General features: G+C 72.1%; 23 protein-coding genes and 1 pseudogene. 9 read left to right on the forward strand and 15 right to left on the reverse strand.

Translation table 11 applies throughout. The features are described from left to right. A partial coding sequence (locus B9S61_RS16440) for an ROK family protein (protein ID WP_146064866.1) occupies window positions 1–510 on the reverse strand: 510 nt, incomplete at its 3' end. A gap of 214 nt (window positions 511–724) precedes the next feature. On the opposite strand from B9S61_RS16440, the gene B9S61_RS16445 reads away from it, so the two are divergent. Beyond that, window positions 725–1,804, forward strand: a complete 1,080-nt coding sequence (locus B9S61_RS16445; RefSeq protein ID WP_181007390.1) for a LacI family DNA-binding transcriptional regulator — start codon at window positions 725–727, stop codon at window positions 1,802–1,804. A gap of 408 nt (window positions 1,805–2,212) precedes the next feature. On the opposite strand, the gene B9S61_RS16450 is transcribed toward B9S61_RS16445, so the two are convergent. The 3 genes from B9S61_RS16450 to B9S61_RS16460 form a co-directional block, all read right to left on the reverse strand. Continuing rightward, the gene (locus B9S61_RS16450; RefSeq protein ID WP_103542933.1) at window positions 2,213–2,452 is read right to left on the reverse strand and encodes a helix-turn-helix transcriptional regulator; all 240 of its coding nucleotides are present in this window, start codon (window positions 2,450–2,452) and stop codon (window positions 2,213–2,215) included. Continuing rightward, on the reverse strand, window positions 2,452–2,949 hold the full coding sequence (locus tag B9S61_RS16455; RefSeq protein ID WP_103542934.1) for a DUF2975 domain-containing protein: 498 nt from the start codon (window positions 2,947–2,949) through the stop codon (window positions 2,452–2,454). Before B9S61_RS16455 ends, B9S61_RS16450 begins: the two co-directional genes overlap by 1 nt. An 83-nt stretch (window positions 2,950–3,032) precedes the next feature. Then, a complete protein-coding gene (locus B9S61_RS16460; RefSeq protein ID WP_103542935.1) occupies window positions 3,033–4,337 on the reverse strand; it encodes a DUF6986 family protein in 1,305 nt (434 codons plus the stop codon). Between the two features lie 190 nt (window positions 4,338–4,527). Between B9S61_RS16460 and B9S61_RS16465 the strand changes: the two are divergent. Next, window positions 4,528–4,653, forward strand: a pseudogene (locus B9S61_RS16465) (endonuclease); the annotation flags it as partial. A 59-nt stretch (window positions 4,654–4,712) separates the two neighbouring features. On the opposite strand, the gene B9S61_RS16470 reads toward B9S61_RS16465, so the two are convergent. The 4 genes from B9S61_RS16470 to B9S61_RS16485 all read right to left on the reverse strand — a co-directional run bounded on the left by B9S61_RS16470 (window position 4,713) and on the right by B9S61_RS16485 (window position 7,899). Next, on the reverse strand, window positions 4,713–5,675 hold the full coding sequence (locus B9S61_RS16470) for an electron transfer flavoprotein subunit alpha/FixB family protein (RefSeq protein WP_103542936.1): 963 nt from the start codon (window positions 5,673–5,675) through the stop codon (window positions 4,713–4,715). A 90-nt stretch (window positions 5,676–5,765) separates the two neighbouring features. Continuing rightward, window positions 5,766–6,554: an electron transfer flavoprotein subunit beta/FixA family protein gene (locus tag B9S61_RS16475; protein ID WP_103542937.1), complete on the reverse strand. Its 789-nt coding sequence runs from the start codon at window positions 6,552–6,554 to the stop codon at window positions 5,766–5,768. Between the two features lie 217 nt (window positions 6,555–6,771). Further along, window positions 6,772–7,281, reverse strand: coding sequence for a flavin reductase family protein (locus B9S61_RS16480; RefSeq protein WP_103542938.1), 510 nt, complete (start codon window positions 7,279–7,281; stop codon window positions 6,772–6,774). Between the two features lie 213 nt (window positions 7,282–7,494). After that, window positions 7,495–7,899 (reverse strand): thioredoxin family protein, encoded by a 405-nt coding sequence (locus tag B9S61_RS16485; protein WP_258039688.1) that lies wholly within the window; start codon window positions 7,897–7,899, stop codon window positions 7,495–7,497. A 193-nt stretch (window positions 7,900–8,092) separates the two neighbouring features. On the opposite strand from B9S61_RS16485, the gene B9S61_RS16490 reads away from it, so the two are divergent. After that, complete coding sequence (locus tag B9S61_RS16490) at window positions 8,093–8,821, forward strand: 1-acyl-sn-glycerol-3-phosphate acyltransferase (protein WP_103542940.1); 729 nt, start codon at window positions 8,093–8,095, stop codon at window positions 8,819–8,821. Window positions 8,822–9,159: 338 nt separating this feature from the next. Here the strand turns inward: B9S61_RS16490 and B9S61_RS16500 are convergent, their stop codons facing one another. The 4 genes from B9S61_RS16500 to B9S61_RS16515 all read right to left on the reverse strand — a co-directional run bounded on the left by B9S61_RS16500 (window position 9,160) and on the right by B9S61_RS16515 (window position 13,078). Then, window positions 9,160–9,732: a transglutaminase domain-containing protein gene (locus B9S61_RS16500; protein ID WP_103542942.1), complete on the reverse strand. Its 573-nt coding sequence runs from the start codon at window positions 9,730–9,732 to the stop codon at window positions 9,160–9,162. Window positions 9,733–9,828: 96 nt separating this feature from the next. After that, entirely contained in the window at window positions 9,829–10,899 is a 1,071-nt protein-coding gene (locus B9S61_RS16505) for a low specificity L-threonine aldolase (protein WP_103542943.1), read from the reverse strand. Further along, on the reverse strand, window positions 10,896–11,642 hold the full coding sequence (locus B9S61_RS16510; protein WP_103542944.1) for an SDR family oxidoreductase: 747 nt from the start codon (window positions 11,640–11,642) through the stop codon (window positions 10,896–10,898). Before B9S61_RS16510 ends, B9S61_RS16505 begins: the two co-directional genes overlap by 4 nt. Window positions 11,643–11,680: 38 nt before the next feature. Beyond that, complete coding sequence (locus B9S61_RS16515; protein WP_103542945.1) at window positions 11,681–13,078, reverse strand: DUF6421 family protein; 1,398 nt, start codon at window positions 13,076–13,078, stop codon at window positions 11,681–11,683. 252 nt (window positions 13,079–13,330) lie between these two features. Between B9S61_RS16515 and B9S61_RS16520 the strand changes: the two genes are divergently transcribed. Then, the gene (locus B9S61_RS16520; RefSeq protein WP_103542946.1) at window positions 13,331–14,014 is read left to right on the forward strand and encodes a glycerophosphodiester phosphodiesterase family protein; all 684 of its coding nucleotides are present in this window, start codon (window positions 13,331–13,333) and stop codon (window positions 14,012–14,014) included. Window positions 14,015–14,029: 15 nt separating this feature from the next. Here B9S61_RS16520 and B9S61_RS16525 read toward each other — a convergent pair whose 3' ends face one another. After that, complete coding sequence (locus B9S61_RS16525) at window positions 14,030–14,572, reverse strand: GNAT family N-acetyltransferase (protein WP_103542947.1); 543 nt, start codon at window positions 14,570–14,572, stop codon at window positions 14,030–14,032. A gap of 84 nt (window positions 14,573–14,656) precedes the next feature. On the opposite strand from B9S61_RS16525, the gene B9S61_RS16530 reads away from it, so the two are divergent. Both B9S61_RS16530 and B9S61_RS16535 read left to right on the forward strand, forming a co-directional pair. After that, complete coding sequence (locus B9S61_RS16530; RefSeq protein WP_103542948.1) at window positions 14,657–15,055, forward strand: VOC family protein; 399 nt, start codon at window positions 14,657–14,659, stop codon at window positions 15,053–15,055. Between the two features lie 343 nt (window positions 15,056–15,398). Next, window positions 15,399–16,163, forward strand: coding sequence for a VOC family protein (locus B9S61_RS16535; protein ID WP_103542949.1), 765 nt, complete (start codon window positions 15,399–15,401; stop codon window positions 16,161–16,163). Between the two features lie 22 nt (window positions 16,164–16,185). Here B9S61_RS16535 and B9S61_RS16540 read toward each other — a convergent pair whose 3' ends face one another. Further along, the gene (locus B9S61_RS16540; protein WP_103542950.1) at window positions 16,186–16,764 is read right to left on the reverse strand and encodes a MarR family winged helix-turn-helix transcriptional regulator; all 579 of its coding nucleotides are present in this window, start codon (window positions 16,762–16,764) and stop codon (window positions 16,186–16,188) included. Continuing rightward, window positions 16,682–17,305 (reverse strand): FUSC family protein, encoded by a 624-nt coding sequence (locus B9S61_RS16545; protein WP_374936216.1) that lies wholly within the window; start codon window positions 17,303–17,305, stop codon window positions 16,682–16,684. Before B9S61_RS16545 ends, B9S61_RS16540 begins: the two co-directional genes overlap by 83 nt. 165 nt (window positions 17,306–17,470) lie before the next feature. Here B9S61_RS16545 and B9S61_RS16550 point away from each other — a divergent pair, with 165 nt between their 5' ends. From B9S61_RS16550 to B9S61_RS16560, 3 genes are all read left to right on the forward strand, one after another. Then, a complete protein-coding gene (locus B9S61_RS16550) occupies window positions 17,471–18,019 on the forward strand; it encodes a DUF5134 domain-containing protein (protein ID WP_103542951.1) in 549 nt (182 codons plus the stop codon). Between the two features lie 118 nt (window positions 18,020–18,137). Beyond that, the gene (locus B9S61_RS16555; protein ID WP_103542952.1) at window positions 18,138–19,073 is read left to right on the forward strand and encodes a M56 family metallopeptidase; all 936 of its coding nucleotides are present in this window, start codon (window positions 18,138–18,140) and stop codon (window positions 19,071–19,073) included. A 73-nt stretch (window positions 19,074–19,146) separates the two neighbouring features. After that, window positions 19,147–19,830 carry a phosphatase PAP2 family protein gene (locus tag B9S61_RS16560; protein ID WP_103542953.1) on the forward strand — a complete coding sequence of 228 codons (684 nt, stop codon included), beginning with the start codon at window positions 19,147–19,149 and terminating at the stop codon, window positions 19,828–19,830. Window positions 19,831–19,895 lie beyond the last annotated feature (65 nt).

Consider the following 19,895-nt stretch of genomic DNA (forward strand, 5'->3'; position numbering starts at 1 on the left):
GAGGTCGACGCTGATGTGGCCGATGTGGCCGGCGTTTCCGGTGGGTCCCGGGTGCAGCCGGCCGCCGAGCACCAGGCCGCCGCCGACCCCGGTGGAGACCACCAGGCACAGCGCGTTGTCGTGGCCGCGCGCGGCTCCCTGCCAGTGTTCGGCGGCCGTGATGGCCACCCCGTCGCCGATCAGTTCCACGGACAGTCCCCCGGCCGCGTCACGGACCCGGGCGACGAGCGGGTAGTCCCGCCACCCCGGCACGTTCACGGGGCTCACCGTGCCGGCGGAGGCGTCCACCGGGCCGGCGCTGCCGATGCCCACGGCCCTCGCGCACCGCCACAGCTCGGACGCCGCGAGTTCGCCGAGCACCGCCTCGACCGCGCGCATGACGGTTTCCCCGTTCTCCCGCGCGGGCGTCGGCCGCTGGGCGCGGGCCAGGATCCGTCCCTGGCCGTCGACCAGCGCGCCGGCGATCTTGGTGCCGCCGATGTCGAGCGCGGCCACGAGGTCGGTGTGCATCAGTGTCGGATCTCCCCGTCAGAACTTCAGAAAACCGCCGAGAACGACCATGCGCGACCACGAGGCAACACATGAAGCGCGGACAGCGGCCCGTCGCGCGGCGCGCGTGGGCCGGAGTGCGCGTCGGACAGTGTCTCCCGGCACTGACAACGTTGTCCAGACTCTATGCTCGACGCCACATCCTCATACAACCCCATGGACCTACGCATCCCCCGTGGACGACAGGACAGGACACCGCACCGTGCCGGAGACGACCCGCCGCACCGAACGCCGCCTCCCGGGGACCCGCTACGGCAACCGTCCGACGATGAAGGACGTGGCCGCTCGCGCCGGCGTCGGCCTCAAGACCGTCTCCCGGGTGGTCAACGGCGAGCCCGGGGTCACGCCGGAGACGGAGCGCCGGGTCCAGGAGGCGATCGAGGCGCTCGGCTTCCGCCGCAACGACAGCGCCCGGGTACTGCGCAAGGGCAGCACCGCCAGCATCGGCCTGGTCCTGGAGGATCTGGCGGACCCGTTCTACGGCCCGCTGAGCCGGGCGGTGGAGGAGGTCGCCCGCGCGCACGGCGCGCTGCTGATCAACGGCTCCAGCGCGGAGGACCCCGAGCGCGAGCAGGAGCTGGTGCTCGCGCTGTGCGCCCGGCGGGTGGACGGGCTGGTGGTGATCCCGGCCGGCGACGACCACCGCTATCTGGAACCGGAGCTCAAGGCGGGTGTCGCCACCGTCTTCGTGGACCGTCCGGCGGGGCAGATCGACGCGGACGTCGTCGTGTCGGACAACTACGGCGGGGCCCGCGACGGCGTCCGCCACCTGATCGCGCACGGACATCGCAGGATCGGCTTCATCGGCGACATGCCCCGTATCCACACGGCGGCCGAGCGGCTGCGCGGCTACCGGACCGCCATGGAGGACGCGGGGATACCGGTGGCGGGTTCCTGGATGTCACTGGGCGTCACCGACCCCGAGCGGGTGCGCCGGGCGGCCCGGGAGATGCTGTCGGGGCCGGAGCCGGTCACCGCGATCTTCACGGGCAACAACCGGGTGACGGTCACCGTGATCCGGGTGCTGGCCGAGCACACCCGTCCGGCCGCCCTGGTCGGCTTCGACGACATCGAGCTCGCCGATCTCCTGCGGCCGGGTGTCACGGTCGTCGCCCAGGACGCGGCGGCCCTGGGCCGGACCGCGGCCGAGCGGCTGTTCCGCCAGCTGGACGGCACGCTGCTCACCCCGGAGCGCATCGAGCTCCCCACCCGGCTGATCACCCGCGGCTCCGGCGAGCTGCCCCCGGCTGACTGAGCGGGCGACGCCGGCCGAGGACGGCACCCCGCGGGCCCCGGGCCCGGACGAGGCCCCGCACGGGCATCCGCTGCCGCATCCGGGCGCGTGGCCGCGGGAGCAGGGGCTGCCCGACGGGGCCCGGCCGCTGCCACGCCGTCCGCGCCTCTCAGCCGAGCTCGGTGGGATGGGGCGTCGTCCGACGGCAGGACGAGAAGGCCCGGTATCCGCACGGGACCGGCCGGCCTCCTGGTCGCCCCGGGCCGCGGAGAAGGCAGCCGGCCCGAACGTGGACCTTCGAGGCCCGGGACCGGCCGTCCTTCCGGCCCTCGTCCGCGAGGACGCGGCGTCCGGAACCGTGGCGGAGCCCGATCCGCCGCAACTGTCCGAGGTGGCCCGACACCGCTGTCCGGCCCCCGGGCGCACGGCTCAGGCGGAGCGGACGGCGGAAGCGGACGGGGCGTCCTCGGGCTCGAAGCGCAGCAGGTCACCGGGCTGGCACTCGAGCACTTCGCAGAGCGCGGCGAGGGTCGTGAAGCGTACCGCCTTGGCGCGGCCGTTCTTGAGCACGGCCAGATTGGCCGGGGTGATGCCGACGCGTTCGGCGAGTTCGCCCACGGACATCTTCCGTCTGGCCAGCATCACGTCGATGTCGACGGCGATCGGCATCAGATCACCCCGGCCAGTTCGGCCCGCATCAGCGACGCCTCGACGTCGCGTGCGACGGCCTGCGCCAGCAGCATCCGCAGGACGAGGACGACGAGTGCGATCCCCAGGACCGCCAGTCCCACCCTGCCGACCAGGAGCACCATGCCGGGTGCCACGGCCTCGCCGGGTGCCAGGAGGGTTCCCAGCGCGAACACGAGCAGGGCGGCGGTGGCGAACGCGCCGATGACGATGTGCACATGGCGGAACGCGGCGTGGGAGAAGACCGTCCCCCGCCGGGCCATCGTCACCAGCCGCCAGACGCAGACCAGGACGGTCTGGGCCGTCAGCGCGGTGAGCACCACGATGAGCAGGATCGGGGCGCGCAGGTGGGAGTACTCCGCGTCCAGCCCTTCCAGGTCGCCCGCCAGCAGCGGGACCAGCACCGCCTGTACGCCCAGCGACCCAGCCAGCAGCGCCACGATCACGGCACGCAGCGCGAGTACGGTCAGTCGTCCCATCGCCCCTCCTTCACCCGAATCACGATGGAAATCTATCGAGATTCGATAGATAGAGCAAACGGGCGGGTGCTGCCGGAAGCCGGCTACGGGGAGGAGGCCGCCGGCCCGCCCCGGCGGGGCACGGCGAAGCTCTCCAGGTCCGCGCGGGTCAGACCGGCCGCGCGGGCGACCTCGGCACCGTCCAGGGCTCCGCAGCCCAGGCCGCGCAGGAGGTATCCGGCGAGGGCCCTGGCCGTGGCGGGCTCGTCCATGACGTCCCCGGCGGCCCGGTCGGCGTACCGGGCGAGGCGCCCGGCGGCACGCTCGAAGCCCTCGCGGTAGAAGGCGAAGACGGCCGCGTAGCGGGTGGGGAGGTGACCGGGGTGCATGTCCCAGCCCTGGTAGTAGGCGCGGGCGAGCGCCCGGCGGACCAGTCCGTAGTGCAGGCGCCAGGCGTCGTGGACCTTCGCGGTGGGCCCGACGGGCAGGACGTTGGTGGAGCCGTCCGAGAGGCGTACGCCGGTGCCCGCGGCGGCGACCTGCATGACGGCCTTGGCATGGTCGGCGGCCGGGTGGTCGCTCGCCTGGTGCGCGGCGGAGACGCCGAGGCTGGCGCTGTAGTCGAAGGTGCCGTAGTGCAGCCCGGTGGCGCGGCCTCCGGCGGCCTGGATCATCCGGGCCACGGTGGCGGTGCCGTCGGCGGCGAGGATGGCCTGGCTCGTCTCGATCTGGATCTCGAAGCCGATCCGGCCGCCTGCCAGACCGTGGGTCGCCTCGAAGGCGCCGAGGAGCCGGGCCATGGCGGCGACCTGCTCGGGGTAGGTGACCTTGGGGAGGGTCAGCACCAGTCCGGCGGGCAGGCCCGAGGCCTCCATCAGGCCGGTGAGGAAGACGTCGAGGGTGCGGATGCCCCGGTCGCGCACGCCGGCCTCCATGCACTTCGCACGGATGCCCGTGTGCGGGGCGGCGGTCCCGGCCGCGTGCGTCTCGGCGACCGTCCGTGCCGCACGGGCCGCGTCCTCGTCCTCCTCGGCGCCGGGGCGGCTGCCGTAGCCGTCCTCGAAGTCGACGCGCAGGTCCTCCACCGGCTCGCGTTCCAGTTTCGCGCGGACGCGTTCGTACACGTCCTCGGCCAGCGCGCCGTCCAGCCCCAGGACGGCGGCGAAGGAGGCGGCGTCGGGGGCGTGTTCGTCGAGCGCGGCGAGGGCCCCGTCGCCCCAGGTGCGGACGGTGTCCGCGGCGAAGGCGTCACCGGGGACGTACACGGTGTGGACGGGCTGGCGGGTGCCGGGATCTCCGGGGTAGCGGCGCTCCAGTTCGGCGTCGACGGGCGCGAGAGAGGCGCCGATCTCCTCAATGACGGCTCCGGCGAGACTCGTCGCCACCCGGCCCTGCTGCCCCTGACCCATCCCACGGCCTCCCGGATTTCCGCCATACGGAATCAACAATTCGTTGAAGAAAGCTATCCGGCGGCCTTCCCGGCGGTCAACACCCCGCGAGGACCGCCCTCTGCCGCCCTCTCGCCATGCCCACGTCCATCTGGCACGGTTTGTGTGTGCCGACTCCCCACCGCGTCACACGCCGTCCGGTGCTGAAGAGCCGCGCATCGACTGGATCCTGGTCACGCCCGGCGCCACGGTGCACCGGGCGTCCGTCAGCACCTTCGCCGTGGACGGACAGTTCCCGAGCGACCATCTGCCGGTGCTGGCCTCCCTGACCCTGTGACACGCTCTGGCCCCCGCGACCGGTGCGGTCGCGGGGGCCAGGGACGGGCCTTCCGGTGATCAGCCCTTGCGGGTCTTGATCTCCTCGGTCAGCTGCGGGACGACGTCGAACAGGTCGCCGACGATGCCGTAGTCGACCAGGTCGAAGATCGGGGCCTCGGCGTCCTTGTTGACGGCCACGATGGTCTTCGAGGTCTGCATGCCCGCGCGGTGCTGGATCGCGCCGGAGATACCGGAGGCGATGTAGAGCTGCGGCGAGACGGACTTGCCGGTCTGGCCGACCTGGTTGGTGTGCGGGTACCAGCCGGCGTCGACGGCGGCACGCGAGGCGCCGACGGCCGCGCCGAGCGAGTCGGCGAGCGCCTCGATGATCGCGAAGTTCTCCGCGCCGTTGACACCGCGGCCACCGGAGACCACGATCGCGGCCTCGGTCAGCTCCGGACGCCCCGTCGACTCGCGCGGCGCACGGCCGGTGACCTTGGTGCCGGTCGCCTGGGCCGAGAAGGACACGCTCAGCGCCTCGACGGTACCGGCGGCCGGGGCGGCCTCCACGGCGGCCGAGTTCGGCTTCACCGTGATGACCGGGGTGCCCTTGGAGACACGGGACTTGGTGGTGTACGACGCGGCGAACACCGACTGGGTGGCCACCGGGCCCTCGTCGCCGGCCTCCAGGTCGACGGCGTCGGTGATGATGCCCGAGCCGAGACGCAGCGCCAGGCGGGCGGCGATCTCCTTGCCCTCGGCGGAGGAGGACACCAGGACGGCGGCCGGGGAGACGGCCTCGTGGGCGGCCTGGAGGGCGTCGACCTTCGGCACGACCAGGTAGTCGGCGTACTCGGCGGCCTCGTGGGTGAGGACCTTCACCGCGCCGTGCTCGGCGAGCGTGGCGGCGGTGTCGGCGGCGCCGTTGCCCAGCGCGACGGCGACCGGCTCGCCGATGCGGCGGGCCAGGGTCAGCAGCTCCAGGGTCGGCTTGCGGACGGCACCGTCCGCGTGGTCGACGTAGACGAGAACTTCAGCCATGGGACTTCTTCTCTCCTGCTTGCGAAGTATGAGGGGCGGGAAGCGAGTTGAGCCTCGGGCTCAGATGACCTTCTGGTTCGCGAGGCTGCGTCAGACGAACTTTCGCTCCGCGAGGAAGGCGGCGAGCTGCTTGCCGCCCTCGCCCTCGTCCTTGACGATCGTGCCGGCGGTGCGAGCCGGACGCTCAGTCGCGGCGTCGACCGTGGTGTAGGCGTTCTCCAGACCGACCTCGTCCTCGTCGATGTCGAGGTCTGACAGGTCCCAGGACTGAACCGGCTTCTTCTTGGCCGCCATGATGCCCTTGAAGGACGGGTAACGCGCCTCGCCCGACTGGTCGGTGACCGACGCCACGGCGGGCAGGGAGGCCTCGAGCTGCTCGGAGGCGGCGTCGCCGTCACGGCGGCCCTTGACCGTGCCGTCCTCGACGGAGACCTCGGACAGCAGGGTCACCTGCGGCACGCCCAGACGCTCGGCGAGCAGCGCCGGCACGACGCCCATGGTGCCGTCGGTGGAGGCCATGCCGGAGATGACCAGGTCGTAGCCGGCCTTCTCGACGGCCTTGGCCAGGACCAGGGAGGTGCCGATGGCGTCCGTGCCGTGCAGGTCGTCGTCCTCGACGTGGATGGCCTTGTCGGCGCCCATGGACAGCGCCTTGCGCAGCGCGTCCTTGGCGTCCTCCGGGCCCACCGTCAGGACGGTGATCTCCACGTCGTCGTCGGAGTTCTCAGAGATCTGCAGCGCCTGCTCGACCGCGTACTCGTCCAGTTCGGAGAGCAGACCGTCCACATCGTCACGGTCGACGGTCAGGTCATCGGCGAAGTGCCGGTCGCCAGTGGCGTCGGGCACGTACTTCACAGTGACAACGATCCTCAAGCTCACGCCGGCTCTCCTACTGCATCGTCATTTCTGGCTGCCTGCCTGCAGGCAGCATAGGCGCCTGAAGGGAAGGATCCCGGTCGGGGCGACCACGCTCCGAACGAAATATTACTCGTCAGTACACCCAGTTCCTTCCCGCTAAGCAAGCGCTTTGAACTGTGACCTTCGCAACGCAGCGTAACCGGAACTCCAGGGTGCCGCGACCAGGAGGGACCCGGCCTCAGTCGCGCAGTCCGTTGAAACGTCCCTGGTGGTAGAGGAGCGGGCGGCCGTGCCCCGTGGGATCGCCCAGCAGCACCTCGGCGACCACGATCCGGTGGTCGCCGGCGGGCACCCGCGCCACCACCTTGCACACCATCCAGGCCGGTACGCCGTCCAGTACGGGGACGCCCTCGGGCCCCTCCCCCCAGGCGGTGGCCGGTCCGAAGCGGTCGGCACCGCTGCGCGCGAAGGTCGCCGCCAGTTCCCGCTGGTGCTCTCCGAGCACATGCACGCCGACGTGGTCGCTCGTCGCGATCACGGGCCAGCTGGAGCCGCCCGTACCGACGGCGAAGGACAGCATCGGGGGCTCGGCCGAGACGGAGGCGAGCGAGGTGGCGGTGAAGCCGACCGGGCCGCGGCGGCCGCTCGCGGTGATCACGGCGACGCCGGCCGCGTGCCGGCGGAAGACGGAGCGCAGCAGCTCGGGTGAGGCGGGGCGGACGGTACCGAGGCCGGGCGTGGCCGTCATGAGACATTCCTTCTGCGAGAGGTGACGAGCGGGTTCGCGGCTGCTCACCGGCCCGGTCGCCGCACGCGCGCGGCGCGGGCGGCCGCCGGGGGGCCGGGTACCCGCCGGGGCGAAGGAGTTCCCAGGGCATGAGGTCAGGCTGACGACGTGTGGCATGCACAGTCAAGTCGGTCCCGAGATGTGCGAGATGCCTCACCGTGCCCCCGGGGGCGCTCACACCGCCTCCCCGAGCGCGGCGATCACATCGGCCTTGCGCGGCTGTCCGGTCGCCCGCCGCACGATCCTGCCCGACGCGTCGAGGACCAGCACCGTCGGGGTGCTCACGATCTCCAGCCGCCGTACGAGGTCCAGCCGGGCCTCGGCGTCGATCTCCACATGGGCCACGCCGGGTACCAGGGCGGCCACCTCGCCGAGCACCCTCCGGGTCGCCCGGCAGGGCGCGCAGAAAGCACTGGAGAACTGTACGAGGGTGGCACGCTCCCCCAGCTCGGCTCCCACCGCGGCCCACGTCCTCGCATCCGCCCGCGGCCCTGCCTCCTCGTCCCTGTCTCGCACTCGCCCTCTCCCGCCCATGGCTCCGCTGTCAACCCTCACCAGCGTCCCAGGGACCGCGGGCATTCCCGGCGGCCGCACGAAATCCGAGGTGGGTCAGGGGGTGGACGTGACAAGAATCTCGCCCCCGACGGGCACCAGGACTGGTTCACCGGCCGTTCTTCGGGCACCATCTGCGACAAGCCGTAAAACCTACGGCTGCGTAACTTCGACTGGGAGCTTCCTTCCCAGGCAGAGAAGGAAGGGTTCCTACCCGCCCATGGCAGAACTCGTCTACCGGCCCGTCGTCGGCTTCGCCCGCACCCTGTTCAAGGCGTGGGACCTCAAGATCGACTGCCAGGGTTCGGAGAACATCCCGCGCTCGGGCGGCGCCGTGCTGGTCAGCAATCACATCAGCTATCTGGACTTCGTCTTCGACGGACTGGCGGCACTCCCCCAGAAGCGTCTGGTGCGCTTCATGGCGAAGGAGTCCGTCTTCCGTCACCGCGTCTCCGGACCGCTGATGCGCGGCATGAAGCACATCCCGGTGGACCGCAAGCAGGGCGAGGCGGCGTACGAGCACGCGCTGCGGTCCCTGCGGGCGGGTGAGATCGTCGGCGTCTTCCCGGAGGCGACGATCTCGCAGTCGTTCACGCTGAAGAGTTTCAAGTCGGGTGCCGCGCGTATGGCGCAGGAAGCGGGCGTGCCGCTGATTCCGATGGCGGTGTGGGGTACGCAGCGGCTGTGGACCAAGGGGCACCCGCGCAACTTCAAGCGCAGCCACATCCCCATCACCATCCGCGTGGGTGAGGCGATCGAGGCGTCCAAGGACAAGTACGCGGGGGCGATCACGCGTCAGCTGCGCGAGCGTGTCCAGGAGTTGCTGGAAGCGGCGCAGCGCGCGTATCCGGTGCGGCCGAAGGGGCCGGACGACACCTGGTGGATGCCGGCGCACCTCGGCGGCACGGCCCCCACGCCGGAACAACTCCGCCACACCGACACCCACTGACACCGGGGCCCCACCCCCGCCGGCCACCACGGCTCACCTGCGCCCCGGGGCCCGCTGCCGCCCTCCGCCCTCCGCCCTCCGCCCTCCGCGGGCAGTCTGCCGCAGGGTGATGGGGGTCCCCCGCTCGAGCGAAGCCGAGAGTGGGGGGTGGGCGCGACGGCACCCCGCTCACGCCGGGTTGCGCAGTCACCCCCCGGCCCGCACCGAGACCGCTTCACTCACGGCGTTGGCCAGGTGCCGCTGCGCCCACCCGTGCCGCCCTGGGGGTACCCCCTCTGGGGGCGGCACGACTGCCCGCAGCCAGGGGGTGGGGGGCGGCTTGTGGCTGACCGCCGGGGTCAGAGTGTGGCGGGTAGCGTCCGCCACAGGTGCGGGCTGTCGGGCGCTGCCCGGAGTGCGGCCAGTACGGCCGGATGCGGTGCGGCGTACAGCACCGGATGGTCTTTCTCCCCAGCCCCCGGATCGGGCGTGAACGCCAGCCGCTCAGCGTCCAGCGAGAACCGCGCGTCCACCCCCGGCTTGTTCCCCCGGGGATCCTGCCGGTGCCACGCGCCGTGGAACCGTACGGCGACCAGGCCGTGCACGACACCGAGGTCCTGGTAGCAGAGCGCGGTCGGGATGTCCTCGGCGCGCAGCAACGCGGCCAGCGCGTGGGCCTTGGCGTAGCAGATGCCGGTGCGCTGTTCCAGGACGTCGGAGGCCCGCCACGTGACCCGGAGATCACCGGAATCCTGCGAGTGCGCAACGGTGTCGCGTACGAACTCGAACGCCGCCCGCGCATACTCATACGAGTCGGCCACCCCCTCAGCGAGGCGTGCGGCCGTCTCGCGGACCACCGGATGGTGGTGGTCGATCGCCTCGTCGGCGGCCAAGTACGCGGAGAGGTCCGGAATTTCCTGGATCAGCTGCATGGCGTCAGAGCATAGGTATGCGACCGACCGGAGGTCAATACATTTCTGATCGACCGCATATTTATGCAAGACGTAAGCCCTGATTCGGCGGCTTCGTCAGCGCGCCATCTCCTCCTTGAGCGCCGCCACGAACATGTCCACGTCGTCCTCGGTGGTGTCGAAGGCACACATCCAGCGGACGTCGCCCGCCGCCTCGTCCCAGAAGTAGAAACGGAACCGCTTCTGCAGGCGTTCGCTCACGTCGTGCGGCAGCCGCGCGAAGACGGCGTTGGCCCGCACCGGGTAGAGGATCTCCACTCCGTGGACCGCGCGTACGCCCTCGGCCAGGCGCTGGGCCATCTCGTTGGCGTGCCGGGCGTTGCGCAGCCACAGGTCCCGGGCGAGCAGCGCCTCCAACTGCACCGACACGAAGCGCATCTTGGACGCGAGCTGCATGGACAGCTTGCGCAGGTGCTTCATGTGCCGGATGCCGTCCGGGTTCAGGACGACGACCGCCTCGCCGAACAGCGCGCCGTTCTTCGTGCCGCCCAGCGAGAGCAGGTCGACGCCGGCCGCGTTGGTGAAGGTGCGCAGCGGCACGTCCAGCGTGGCGGCGGCGTTGGCCAGCCGGGAGCCGTCGACGTGCACCTTCATGCCGTGCGCGTGGGCGTGCTCGCAGATGGCGCGGATCTCGTCCGGCGTGTAGACCGTGCCCAGCTCGGTGGTCTGGGCTATGGAGACCACCTGCGGCATCGCGCGGTGCTCGTCGTCCCAGCCGTACGCCTGCCGGTCGATCAGCTCGGGGGTGAGCTTGCCGTCCGGGGTGGGCACGGTGAGTAGCTTGAGGCCGCCGACCCGCTCCGGTGCGCCGCCCTCGTCCACGTTGATGTGTGCGCTCTCGGCGCAGATCACCGCACCCCAGCGGTCGACGACCGCCTGGAGCGCGACGACGTTGGCGCCGGTGCCGTTGAACACCGGGAACGCCTCGGCCGTCGGACCGAAGTGGCTGCGGATCACCTGCTGGAGGTTCTCCGTGTACGCGTCCTCGCCGTACGCGACCTGGTGCCCGCCGTTGGCCACGGCCAGGGCGGCGAGCACCTCCGGGTGGACCCCGGCGTAGTTGTCGCTGGCGAAACCGCGGACGTCCGGGTCGTGATGACGACGCGCGTCGGTCCTGGGTGGGTTCACGGCTTCTCGGTCAGCCACAGACGGTTTCCGTTCACTTCCGCGGCGGGCTTGTCCCAGACTCCGACGATGGCCTCGGCCAGGTCCTTGACGTCCGTGAAGCCCGCGAACTTCGCGTTGGGGCGGTCGGCGCGCATCGCGTCGTGCACCAACGCCTTCACCACCAGGATCGCAGCCGCCGACGTCGGCCCCTGCTCGCCCCCGGCCTTGCGGAAGTAGTCGCCCATGGCCAGCGTCCACGCCTCGGCGGCGGCCTTGCCGGCCGCGTACGAGGCGTTGCCGGCCGTGGGCCTGGTGGCGCCGGCCGCGCTGATCAGGACGTAGCGGCCGCGGTCGCTGCGCTGGAGTGCCTCGTGGAAGGCGAGGCTGGTGTGCTGCACGGTGCGCACCAGCAGCAGCTCCAGGAAGTCCCAGTCGTCCAGGCTGGTCTTGGTGAAGGTCTCGCTGCCGCGCCAGCCGCCGACGAGATGGACCAGGCCGTCGACGCGGCCGAACTCCTTCTCGGTGCGGGCGGCCCACTCGCGGGTGGAGTCCAGGTCGAGCAGGTCGACCGTGTCACCGGTGACGGTGGCACCGCCGTGTGCGTAGCGGGCGGCGTCGACCGCCTCCGCCAGCCGCTCCGGGTCGTTGTCCGAGCCGATGACGGTCGCTCCCGCCTCGGCCAGCCTGAGCAGTGCCGCACGTCCCGCGGGTCCTCCCGCGCCGGCCACCGCGATCACCGCACCGTCGAGCGCCCCGTTCCCCATGATTCTCGCCTCCTGAGCAGTGTTGTGAACGAGATCGCTCACGCGGCGACCCGCTCGGCGCTGTCCGCGGTGATACCCCTGGTCGAGGCGATCACGTTCTTCAGCTTCTTGGACAGTGCCTCATAGAACATGCTCAGCGGAAACTCGTCCGGAAGCACGTCATCCACGAGTTTCCGCGGCGGCAGCGTCAGGTCGAGGGCGTCGGGACCCTTGGCCCACTTGGAGCCCGGGTGCGGGGAGAGGCAGGTGGAGACCAGCTCGTAGCCGGCGAACCAGTGGACGAGCTTGGGGCGGTCGATGCCGTCGCGGTACAGCGTCTCGATCTCGGCGCACAGCTGGTTGGTGACCTGCGGGGCGCGCTCCCAGTCGATGGTGAGCTTGTTGTCGGTCCAGCGGACGACGTCGTGCTTGTGCAGGTAGGCGAAGAGCAGCTGGCCGCCGAGGCCGTCGTAGTTGCGCATCCGCTCACCGGTGACGGGGAAGCGGAACATCCGGTCGAAGAGCACCGCCACCTGTACGTCACGGGCCTGCGGGACGCCGTCGCCGGCGAGCTTCACGGCCTCCTTGAAGGCGGTGAGGTCGCAGCGCAGCTCCTCCAGGCCGTACATCCAGAACGGCTGGCGCTGCTTGATCATGAACGGGTCGAACGGCAGGTCGCCGTGGCTGTGGGTGCGGTCGTGGACCATGTCCCAGAGCACGAACGCCTCTTCGCAGCGCTTCTGGTCGTGCACCATGGCGGCGACGTCCTCGGGCAGCTCCAGTCCCAGGATGTCGACGGCGGCCTCGGTGACGCGGCGGAAGCGGGCGGCCTCGCGGTCGCAGAAGATGCCGCCCCAGGTGAAACGCTCGGGCGCCTGGCGCACGGCGATGGTCTCGGGGAACAGCACCGCGGAGTTGGTGTCGTAGCCCGAGGTGAAGTCCTCGAAGGTGATGCCGCAGAACAGCGGGTTGTCGTAGCGGGTGCGCTCGAGCTCGGCCAGCCAGTCGGGCCAGACCATGCGCAGCACGACCGCCTCGAGATTGCGGTCGGGGTTGCCGTTCTGGGTGTACATCGGGAAGACGACCAGGTGCTGGAGTCCGTCCGCGCGGCCCGCGGCGGGCTGGAAGGCCAGCAGCGAGTCGAGGAAGTCGGGCACCTCGAAGCCGCACTCGGCCCAGCGGGTCAGATCCTTGGACAGCGCCTCGTGGTAGGCACGGTCGTGCGGAAGCAGCGGGGAGAGCTCCTCCACGGCATCGGTCACGGTCCGCACGGCCCGCTCGGCATCCGCGCGGGCCGGGGCACCGTCGGCGTCGAAGTCGATCGAACCGTCCTCGGACTGCCAGGGCCGGATCCGCTCCACGGCATCCTTGAGCACGGGCCACGCCGGGTGCTCGATCACCCTGGTCGCCGAAGGAACCTGTCCCTCAGCACCCATCTGCACAAGAATTTCCGTCATGCCCCATCCTCCACGGGAGAAACTAGCGTAAAGAGACCGTATACACAGAGGGATTCTCTCAGCAAGGGGCACCTCCGGAAAATATCCTGCCCCACCCCCAGCTTCACCGCATTTTTTCCTGTGAAACACCCTACTGGGCGACGCTGTGTGCGTTCGATGTCCAGCCTCTGGACGCGGCGGGCACAGGCGATACGGTCCAGGAGGGCCGTAGGGTCGCGGCCCCCGCCGCCGTCGACGGAAGCGAGTCGTCTCTTGAACTTCCTCACCATCGGTCACCGCGGAGTCATGGGCGTCGAACCCGAGAACACCCTGCGGTCCTTCGTCGCCGCCCAGGAAGCGGGTCTCGACGTCATCGAGCTCGATCTGCATCTGAGCAAGGACGGCGCGCTCGTCGTCATGCACGACAGGGAAGTGGACCGCACGACCGACGGCACGGGCGCCATCGCCGGCAAGACACTCGCCGAACTGCGCGCCCTGGACGCGGGACGCGGCGAGCGCGTCCCGCTCTTCGAAGAGGTCCTGGACGCCGTCCGGTGTCCGCTCCAGGCCGAGATCAAGGACACCTCCGCGGCCAGGGCGCTGGCCGCGGTGATGAACGAGCGGGGGCTGGCCGGGCGGGTCGAGGTCGCGTCGTTCCACGACGAGGCGCTCACGGAGATCACCCGGCTGGTGCCCGGGGTGCGCACGGCCCTGGTCGCCAGCCGCTACGGCACGGACGTCGTGGACCGGGCGGTCGCGGCGGGCGCGTCCACCGTCTGCCTCAACATCCGCCGGCTCACCCTGGAGATCGTGGAGCGGGCGCGGAAGGCGGACCTCGCCGTCTTCGGCTGGGTGGTCAACACCCAGGACCACCTCAGACTCGTCCGCGCCCTGGGGCTCGACGGGGCGACCACCGACTATCCGGAGATCAAACGCACCGGCCGCTTCACCGCGTGACCGGCCGGGCGGCCGTCAGGCCAGTTCCTTGACCAGCAGCTCGAACTGCAGATCGTCGCGCTGCGGGATCCCGAAGCGCTCGTCGCCGTACGGGAAGGGCGTCATCCTTCCCGTACGCCGGTAGCCGCGCCGCTCGTACCAGGCGATCAGATCCTGCCGTACGGAGATCACGGTCATGTGCATCTCGTCCACGCCCCAGGTCTCGCGGGCCCGGCGCTCCGCCTCGGCGATGATCGTCCTGCCGAGTCCCGCGCCCTGCAGGGCGGGGCTGACCGCGAACATGCCGAAGTAGGCGTGGGCACCGCGGTGTTCGAGCTGGCAGCAGGCGACGATCCGGCCCTCGCGCTCCACCGTGAGCAGCCTGCTGTCCGGCGACTTGACGACCTCCAGCACCCCCTCCGGGTCGGTCCGCTGCCCCTGGAGGATGTCCGCCTCGGTGGTCCACCCGGCCCGGCTGGAATCTCCCCGGTACGCCGACTCGATCAGCGCGACGAGCGCGTCCACATCGGTGTCGGTGGCGTCGCGGAAGGTCGGTGCGGAGTCGGTGGCGGATTCCATGGCCGGTTCCCCTGATTCGTGTGCGCCGCTTCACGGCGTGGTGCGGACGGGGACGAGACTAACCCGGGTACTACGCTCGGCCGCATGGTGCACGTACTGAGCAGCCGTATCCTGCTCCGCCCCACCGACCCCGACCGGTCGCGCGCCTTCTACGGCGAACGGCTGGGTCTCGCCGTCCACCGCGAGTTCGGTACGGGCCCGGAGCGCGGCACCGTCTACTTCCTCGGCGGCGGGTTCCTGGAGCTCTCGGGCCGCTCCGGCTCCTCCCCGGGCGCGTCCCCGGACGTGCGGCTGTGGCTCCAGGTCGAGGACGTCACGGCGGCGCACGGGGAGCTGGCGGCCAAGGGTGTCGACATCGTCCGCCCGCCGGTGCGGGAGCCGTGGGGGCTGATCGAGATGTGGATCGCGGATCCGGACGGCACGCCGATCGTCCTGGTCGAGGTCCCGGCCGGCCATCCGCTGCGGTACCGGCCGGGGATCTGAGGGCGGCCGCACGGTCCGGGCGGTGCTCCCCGCCGCGGCCGGTGCGGATGGACATCCGCGCCGCGGAAGCGCCTCGCGCGGGGCCGGTGCCGGGGAGGTGTCCGGGGCGGCCGACGCCGCCGTGCCGGCCTTGCGAGACGGTCGGTGTTTCCGTCCGGTACGCGGTGAAGCAGGTGCCGCACTCGCCCCACGGTGCCCTCGCCCGGCTCGTGGCGCGGCGGGCGGCCACGCGGCCGGGGCGTCACCTCAGCCGGGCAACCGCGCGCCGCGTGGAGGCCTCCTTCGCGCCGGATGGCCGGGGACGGGGGGCGGGCTTAGCGTGCTGGGGGACGGAAGGAGCGCCATGAGACTGTCCGCGCCGATGACCGGTGGACCTTGCTGGACCGAGCTGGGAACCACCGACCTGGAGTCCGCGAAACGGTTCTACACGCGGTTGTTCGGCTGGCGCCCCGAGACGGACCAGCGGCAGGAAGCGGGCGGCTACACGGTCGCGTACCTCGGTGACGCGCCGGTGGCGGCCCTGGCACCGCTGTACCAGGAGTCGCAGCCGGTCGCCTGGAACGTGTCGTTCGCGGTGACCGACTCCGACGCCACCCTCCGCGCGGTGCGCACGGCGGGCGGGCAGCCGCTGCTCGGCTCCATGGACGTCTTCGACGTGGGCCGGTTCGCGGTGGCCGCCGACCCCACCGGCGCCGTGTTCCAGCTGTGGCAGGCGGGCGCCTTCGCGGGCGCCGGAGTGTTCAATGTCCCCGGGTCGCTGGGCTGGGTGGAGCTGCTGACCCGCGCGCCCCGGGAGGCCGTGTCCTTCTACACCACCGTGTTCGGCTGGACCGTGGACCCGTCCCTCCCCTACCCCCAGTGGGGCCTCGACGGAGCGGCCTTCGGGGGCATGGTGGCGATGGACGACAGGTTCCCGCACGAGGTGCCAACGCACTGGCTGCCGTACTTCGCCGTCGACGACGTGGACGCCTCCGCGATGACGGCCACCACGGTGGGGGGCACGGTGCTGATGGAGCCCGTCTCGCACCCGGACGGTCCGCGTATCGCGGTGCTCCGCGACCCCCAGGGAGCGATGTTCGGCGTGTACCGCGCCGCGGACGGGACGTGAGCACCCGCCACCCGGCGCGCCGTCACGCGCGCAGTGCGCCCAGGCGCCCTTCCAGCTGTCCGAGCAGTTCACCGAGCAGGGCGGCGAGCTCGCCCAGTTCCGGACCGTCCAGGCCGGACAGTACGGCGTTCTCGTAGGCGAGCTGCGCGGGCAGGATGCCGTCGACCGTGTCGCGTCCGGAGCCGGTGAGGCGGACGTGGGCGACCCGGCGGTCGCGGGTGTCGCCGCGGCGCTCCACCAGCCCGCGTTCGCCGAGGTGCTTGAGGCGTTTGGTGACGGCGGCCCCCGAGGAGAAGGTCTCCCGGGCGAGCTCGCTCGGGGTCAGCTCGTGTCCGGTGCGGCGCAGCGCGCCGAGCAGGTCGAACTCCGCGCGGGACAGTCCGGCCCGGCGCAGCGGGGCGTCCTCCGCCTGCTGCAGGAGGGCGGCGCAGCGGTTGATGCGGCCGATGACCTCCATGGGTCCGGTGTCCAGGTCGGGGTGGACGGCCCGCCACTGCCGGACGACGGCGGCGACGGTGTCACCCCGCCGGCCGGACGGCGCCCCGCCGGTGTCCCGGGGCCCCTCGTCGCCGGTCGCCGATGGTCCTTCGGTCGCCGTCATGGCCGTACGTCCTCCGTGTGCGTGCTCGTGCCGGGGAGCGGCCCCCGGTGCCGTACCGTCGCCGCGAGCGTACGGTGTCCCGCCTGCTCGGCGAGCACGACCCGCTCCCGGGGCACCGCGCGCTGCCGCCACTCGCCAGGCCGCGGCGTCGGCGGTGGCCCGGAGTTCGGCCAGGGCGGCGGCCAGACGGTGGCGGGCGGTCTCCAGTTCCCGGGGAGGTGCCTGCGGCTCGGCCAGCACCCGTACGGCGCTCTCGCGGGCCCGGTCGACGGCGGTGAGGGACCGCAGGACACGGTCGCCCGCGGCGGTTGGTGACGGCCACCGCGGCGGCGAAACCGACCAGGGCGCCGACCAGGGTGTCCACGGCGCGCTCGGCGACCAGGTCACCGGTCCGCTGGTGACCGGCGAACTCGGTGACGAGCAGCGCCAGCGGGGTGACGCAGACGGTGCCGAGCCAGTAGGTGCGTCCGACGAGTGCCTCGGCGCCGAAGTGGACCGGCGAGCGGGAACCGCCGGTCGGAGGGGGTGGTGGAGAGGGCACTGCTCACGAGGAACAACACCAACGGATAATTTACCAGTAAAATATTACCGCTGACCTGCTGCGCTCCCCCGAACACTCCCCGTGTACCCCTGTGCGCCCGCGTGTCCGGCACCCGGGACGGGCATCCCCTGACCGACCGTCGAACGGGTCGAGGGGGAGGTTCGCGTGCACGGACCGGCATCGTCCGGCTGGCTGCTGGTCGCGCTCTGCGCGGCAACCGGTGCCTACTGTCTGCTGCGTATGCGCAGCCGCGTGGAGGAGCAGCGCAGTGCCGCGGGCGGCGAGGCACTGATGGGATTCGGGATGGCCGTGATGGCCGTGCCCGCGACGGCGTTCAACCCGCCCGCCTGGGCCTGGCCGGCCCAGGCGGTGGTCTTCGGCACGGCGGGGCTGCACGCGCTGTGGGCGGCCCGCGCGGGTGCGCGTCATCTGCACCATCTGATAGGGGCCGGGGCGATGGTGTACATGGCCGTGGCCATGGCCGTCTCCCCGGGACACACGCACGCGCACGGCGGCTCGGGGGTCCCCCTGCTGACCGGGGCCCTGCTGCTCTACTTCGTCGCGTACGTGCTGGTGACGGGGGTACGCCTGGTGCCCGTGACCGCCGTGGCGGGGAGCGGTCCGGCCCCCGGCTGGGGCGACCGGCCGGAGCTGGCCCGGGCCTGCCGGCTGTCCATGGCGATCGGCATGGTGGCGATGCTGCTGACGATGTGAGAGCCGCGCGGGGCCGGTACGTCACCGCCCGCCCGCCGCGCGGGCCGGGACCGTTGTCTGCGTCACTTCGGACCTCCGGCCCGTATCCCTGGGCGGCCCGCGCTCATAGGCTGGAGGCATGATCCTCCCCGCGGTCCTGCTGATGCTCGGCGTCCTGACCGCTGTCGTGGGTCCCCGGCTGCTCGCCCGGGCCGACTGGTCGGACCGTGAACCGGTGGTGGCGCTGTGGGCGTGGCAGTGCGTGATCGCGGCGGTGCTGCTGTGCTGCGCCCTGTCGATGACGTTCAGCGCGGCGGCCGCCTGGCACGCGGTGGGCGGGCAGGTGTTCGCCACCGCGCCCCGCGCGGTCGTGGAGGCGTACTCCCTCGGCACGGCGGGGCTCTGGGCGGCGACCACCGCGGTGGCACTGGCGTGCGGCGGACTCTGGAGCGCGGCGATGCTGGTCCGCGAGACCGTACGGGCCCGCGCCCGGCGCCGGGCCCGCCGGGACCAACTGCGCCTGCGGGCCCCGCTGCTGCCCGGGGAGGAGCCGGGCTCCGACCGGCTGGTGGTCCTCGAGGGCGAGCGGCCGGACGCATGGTGGCTGCCGGGCAGCCCGCCCCGACTCGTCGTCACCACGGCCGCGTTGCGCCGCCTGAAGGGCAGACAGCTGGATGCCGTCCTCGCCCATGAGCGGGGGCACGCGCGGGCCCGGCACGACTGGCTGCTCAACTGTTCCTCGGCCCTGGCGGGCGGGTTCCCGCAGGTACCGGTGTTCGCGGCGTTCCGCGACGAGATGCACCGGCTGGTCGAACTCGCCGCCGACGACACGGCCTCCCGCCGCTTCGGCCGGCTGACCACGGCCCTCGCGCTGGTCGGACTCAACGAAGGCCGCGGGGTGTTCGGCCCCTGCCCGGACTCACAGGCCCAGGTCCCGGCGCGGGTGCACCGGCTGCTCACCCCCGCGGACCGGCTCACCGCGGGCCGGCGGCTGCGGCTGACCGCCGTGGCGTCGCTGGTGCCGGTGGTCCCCGTCCTGGTGGCGTTCGTACCCGGATTGCGGGCACTGGGATAGTCCGCGGACCGCAGGGGTCCGGCGGCGGTGACAGGACCGGCCCCGGACGCCGCCGGTCGGCAAGGATCCCCCCATGCACACCCCCCACACCGACTCCCCGCCCAGGCCTCCGCAGCGCCGTCCCGCCACCCTGTCCACCGGCGTGCTGGCACTGTGCTCGGCGCTGCTCCTCGCACTGGTCGCCGTCGAGTGGAGCCCGCTGCTCGCTCTGGACGGAGACATCTCCCGCACCACCCACCGCTGGGCGGTGGCTGAACCCCCGCTGACGCGGACGGCCCGCATCCTGACGGACTGGGTCTGGGACCCGTGGACGATGCGGGTGCTGTGCGGCGTCGCGGCGGGACTGCTGATCCGGCGCTACGCGGACCGGTGGACCGCGCTGTGGCTGGTGCTGACGGTGGCCGTCGCGACGGCCGTGCAGCAGGGAGTGAAGGCGGCGCTGGACCGTGCCCGCCCGGTCTGGCCCGACCCGGTCGACTCCGCGCACTACGCGGCCTTCCCGTCGGGCCACTCCATGACCGCGACGGTCGTCTGCGGCCTCCTGCTGTGGCTCCTGCGCCGTCACGGCGTGGGCCGCGGCCTGTGGCGCGCGGCGCTGGCCACGGCGGTCGTCTCGGTGACCGGCGTCGGTCTCACCCGTGTCTGGCTCGGTGTCCACTGGCCGACGGACGTCCTGGGCGGCTGGCTGTTCGGCGCCCTGGTGGTGACAGCGGCGGTGGCCGTCCACCGGCACCGCCACCCGAGCGCACCCGCGTAGCCGCGGGCACTCACGCCGCGCGCACGCGCCGACGTGCCCCGCCGAGCGAGACCGGAAGTGCGGAG

It is taken from the genome of Streptomyces sp. SM1, assembly GCF_002910825.1.
Taxonomy (GTDB): Bacteria; Actinomycetota; Actinomycetes; order Streptomycetales; family Streptomycetaceae; genus Streptomyces; species Streptomyces okerensis.

Bases quoted from the DNA above. Each gene is read 5' to 3' on its own strand.
- B9S61_RS16450 (WP_103542933.1), bottom strand. From the start codon at position 2,452: ATGCCGATCGCCGTCGACATCGACGTGATGCTGGCCAGACGGAAGATG.
- B9S61_RS16455 (WP_103542934.1), bottom strand. From the start codon at position 2,949: ATGGGACGACTGACCGTACTCGCGCTGCGTGCCGTGATCGTGGCGCTG.
- B9S61_RS16460 (WP_103542935.1), bottom strand. From the start codon at position 4,337: ATGGGTCAGGGGCAGCAGGGCCGGGTGGCGACGAGTCTCGCCGGAGCC.
- B9S61_RS16470 (WP_103542936.1), bottom strand. From the start codon at position 5,675: ATGGCTGAAGTTCTCGTCTACGTCGACCACGCGGACGGTGCCGTCCGC.
- B9S61_RS16480 (WP_103542938.1), bottom strand. From the start codon at position 7,281: ATGACGGCCACGCCCGGCCTCGGTACCGTCCGCCCCGCCTCACCCGAG.
- B9S61_RS16485 (WP_258039688.1), bottom strand. From the start codon at position 7,899: ATGCCCGCGGTCCCTGGGACGCTGGTGAGGGTTGACAGCGGAGCCATG.
- B9S61_RS16490 (WP_103542940.1), top strand. From the start codon at position 8,093: ATGGCAGAACTCGTCTACCGGCCCGTCGTCGGCTTCGCCCGCACCCTG.
- B9S61_RS16500 (WP_103542942.1), bottom strand. From the start codon at position 9,732: ATGCAGCTGATCCAGGAAATTCCGGACCTCTCCGCGTACTTGGCCGCC.
- B9S61_RS16510 (WP_103542944.1), bottom strand. From the start codon at position 11,642: ATGGGGAACGGGGCGCTCGACGGTGCGGTGATCGCGGTGGCCGGCGCG.
- B9S61_RS16515 (WP_103542945.1), bottom strand. From the start codon at position 13,078: ATGACGGAAATTCTTGTGCAGATGGGTGCTGAGGGACAGGTTCCTTCG.
- B9S61_RS16525 (WP_103542947.1), bottom strand. From the start codon at position 14,572: ATGGAATCCGCCACCGACTCCGCACCGACCTTCCGCGACGCCACCGAC.
- B9S61_RS16530 (WP_103542948.1), top strand. From the start codon at position 14,657: ATGGTGCACGTACTGAGCAGCCGTATCCTGCTCCGCCCCACCGACCCC.
- B9S61_RS16535 (WP_103542949.1), top strand. From the start codon at position 15,399: ATGAGACTGTCCGCGCCGATGACCGGTGGACCTTGCTGGACCGAGCTG.
- B9S61_RS16540 (WP_103542950.1), bottom strand. From the start codon at position 16,764: ATGACGGCGACCGAAGGACCATCGGCGACCGGCGACGAGGGGCCCCGG.
- B9S61_RS16555 (WP_103542952.1), top strand. From the start codon at position 18,138: ATGATCCTCCCCGCGGTCCTGCTGATGCTCGGCGTCCTGACCGCTGTC.
- B9S61_RS16560 (WP_103542953.1), top strand. From the start codon at position 19,147: ATGCACACCCCCCACACCGACTCCCCGCCCAGGCCTCCGCAGCGCCGT.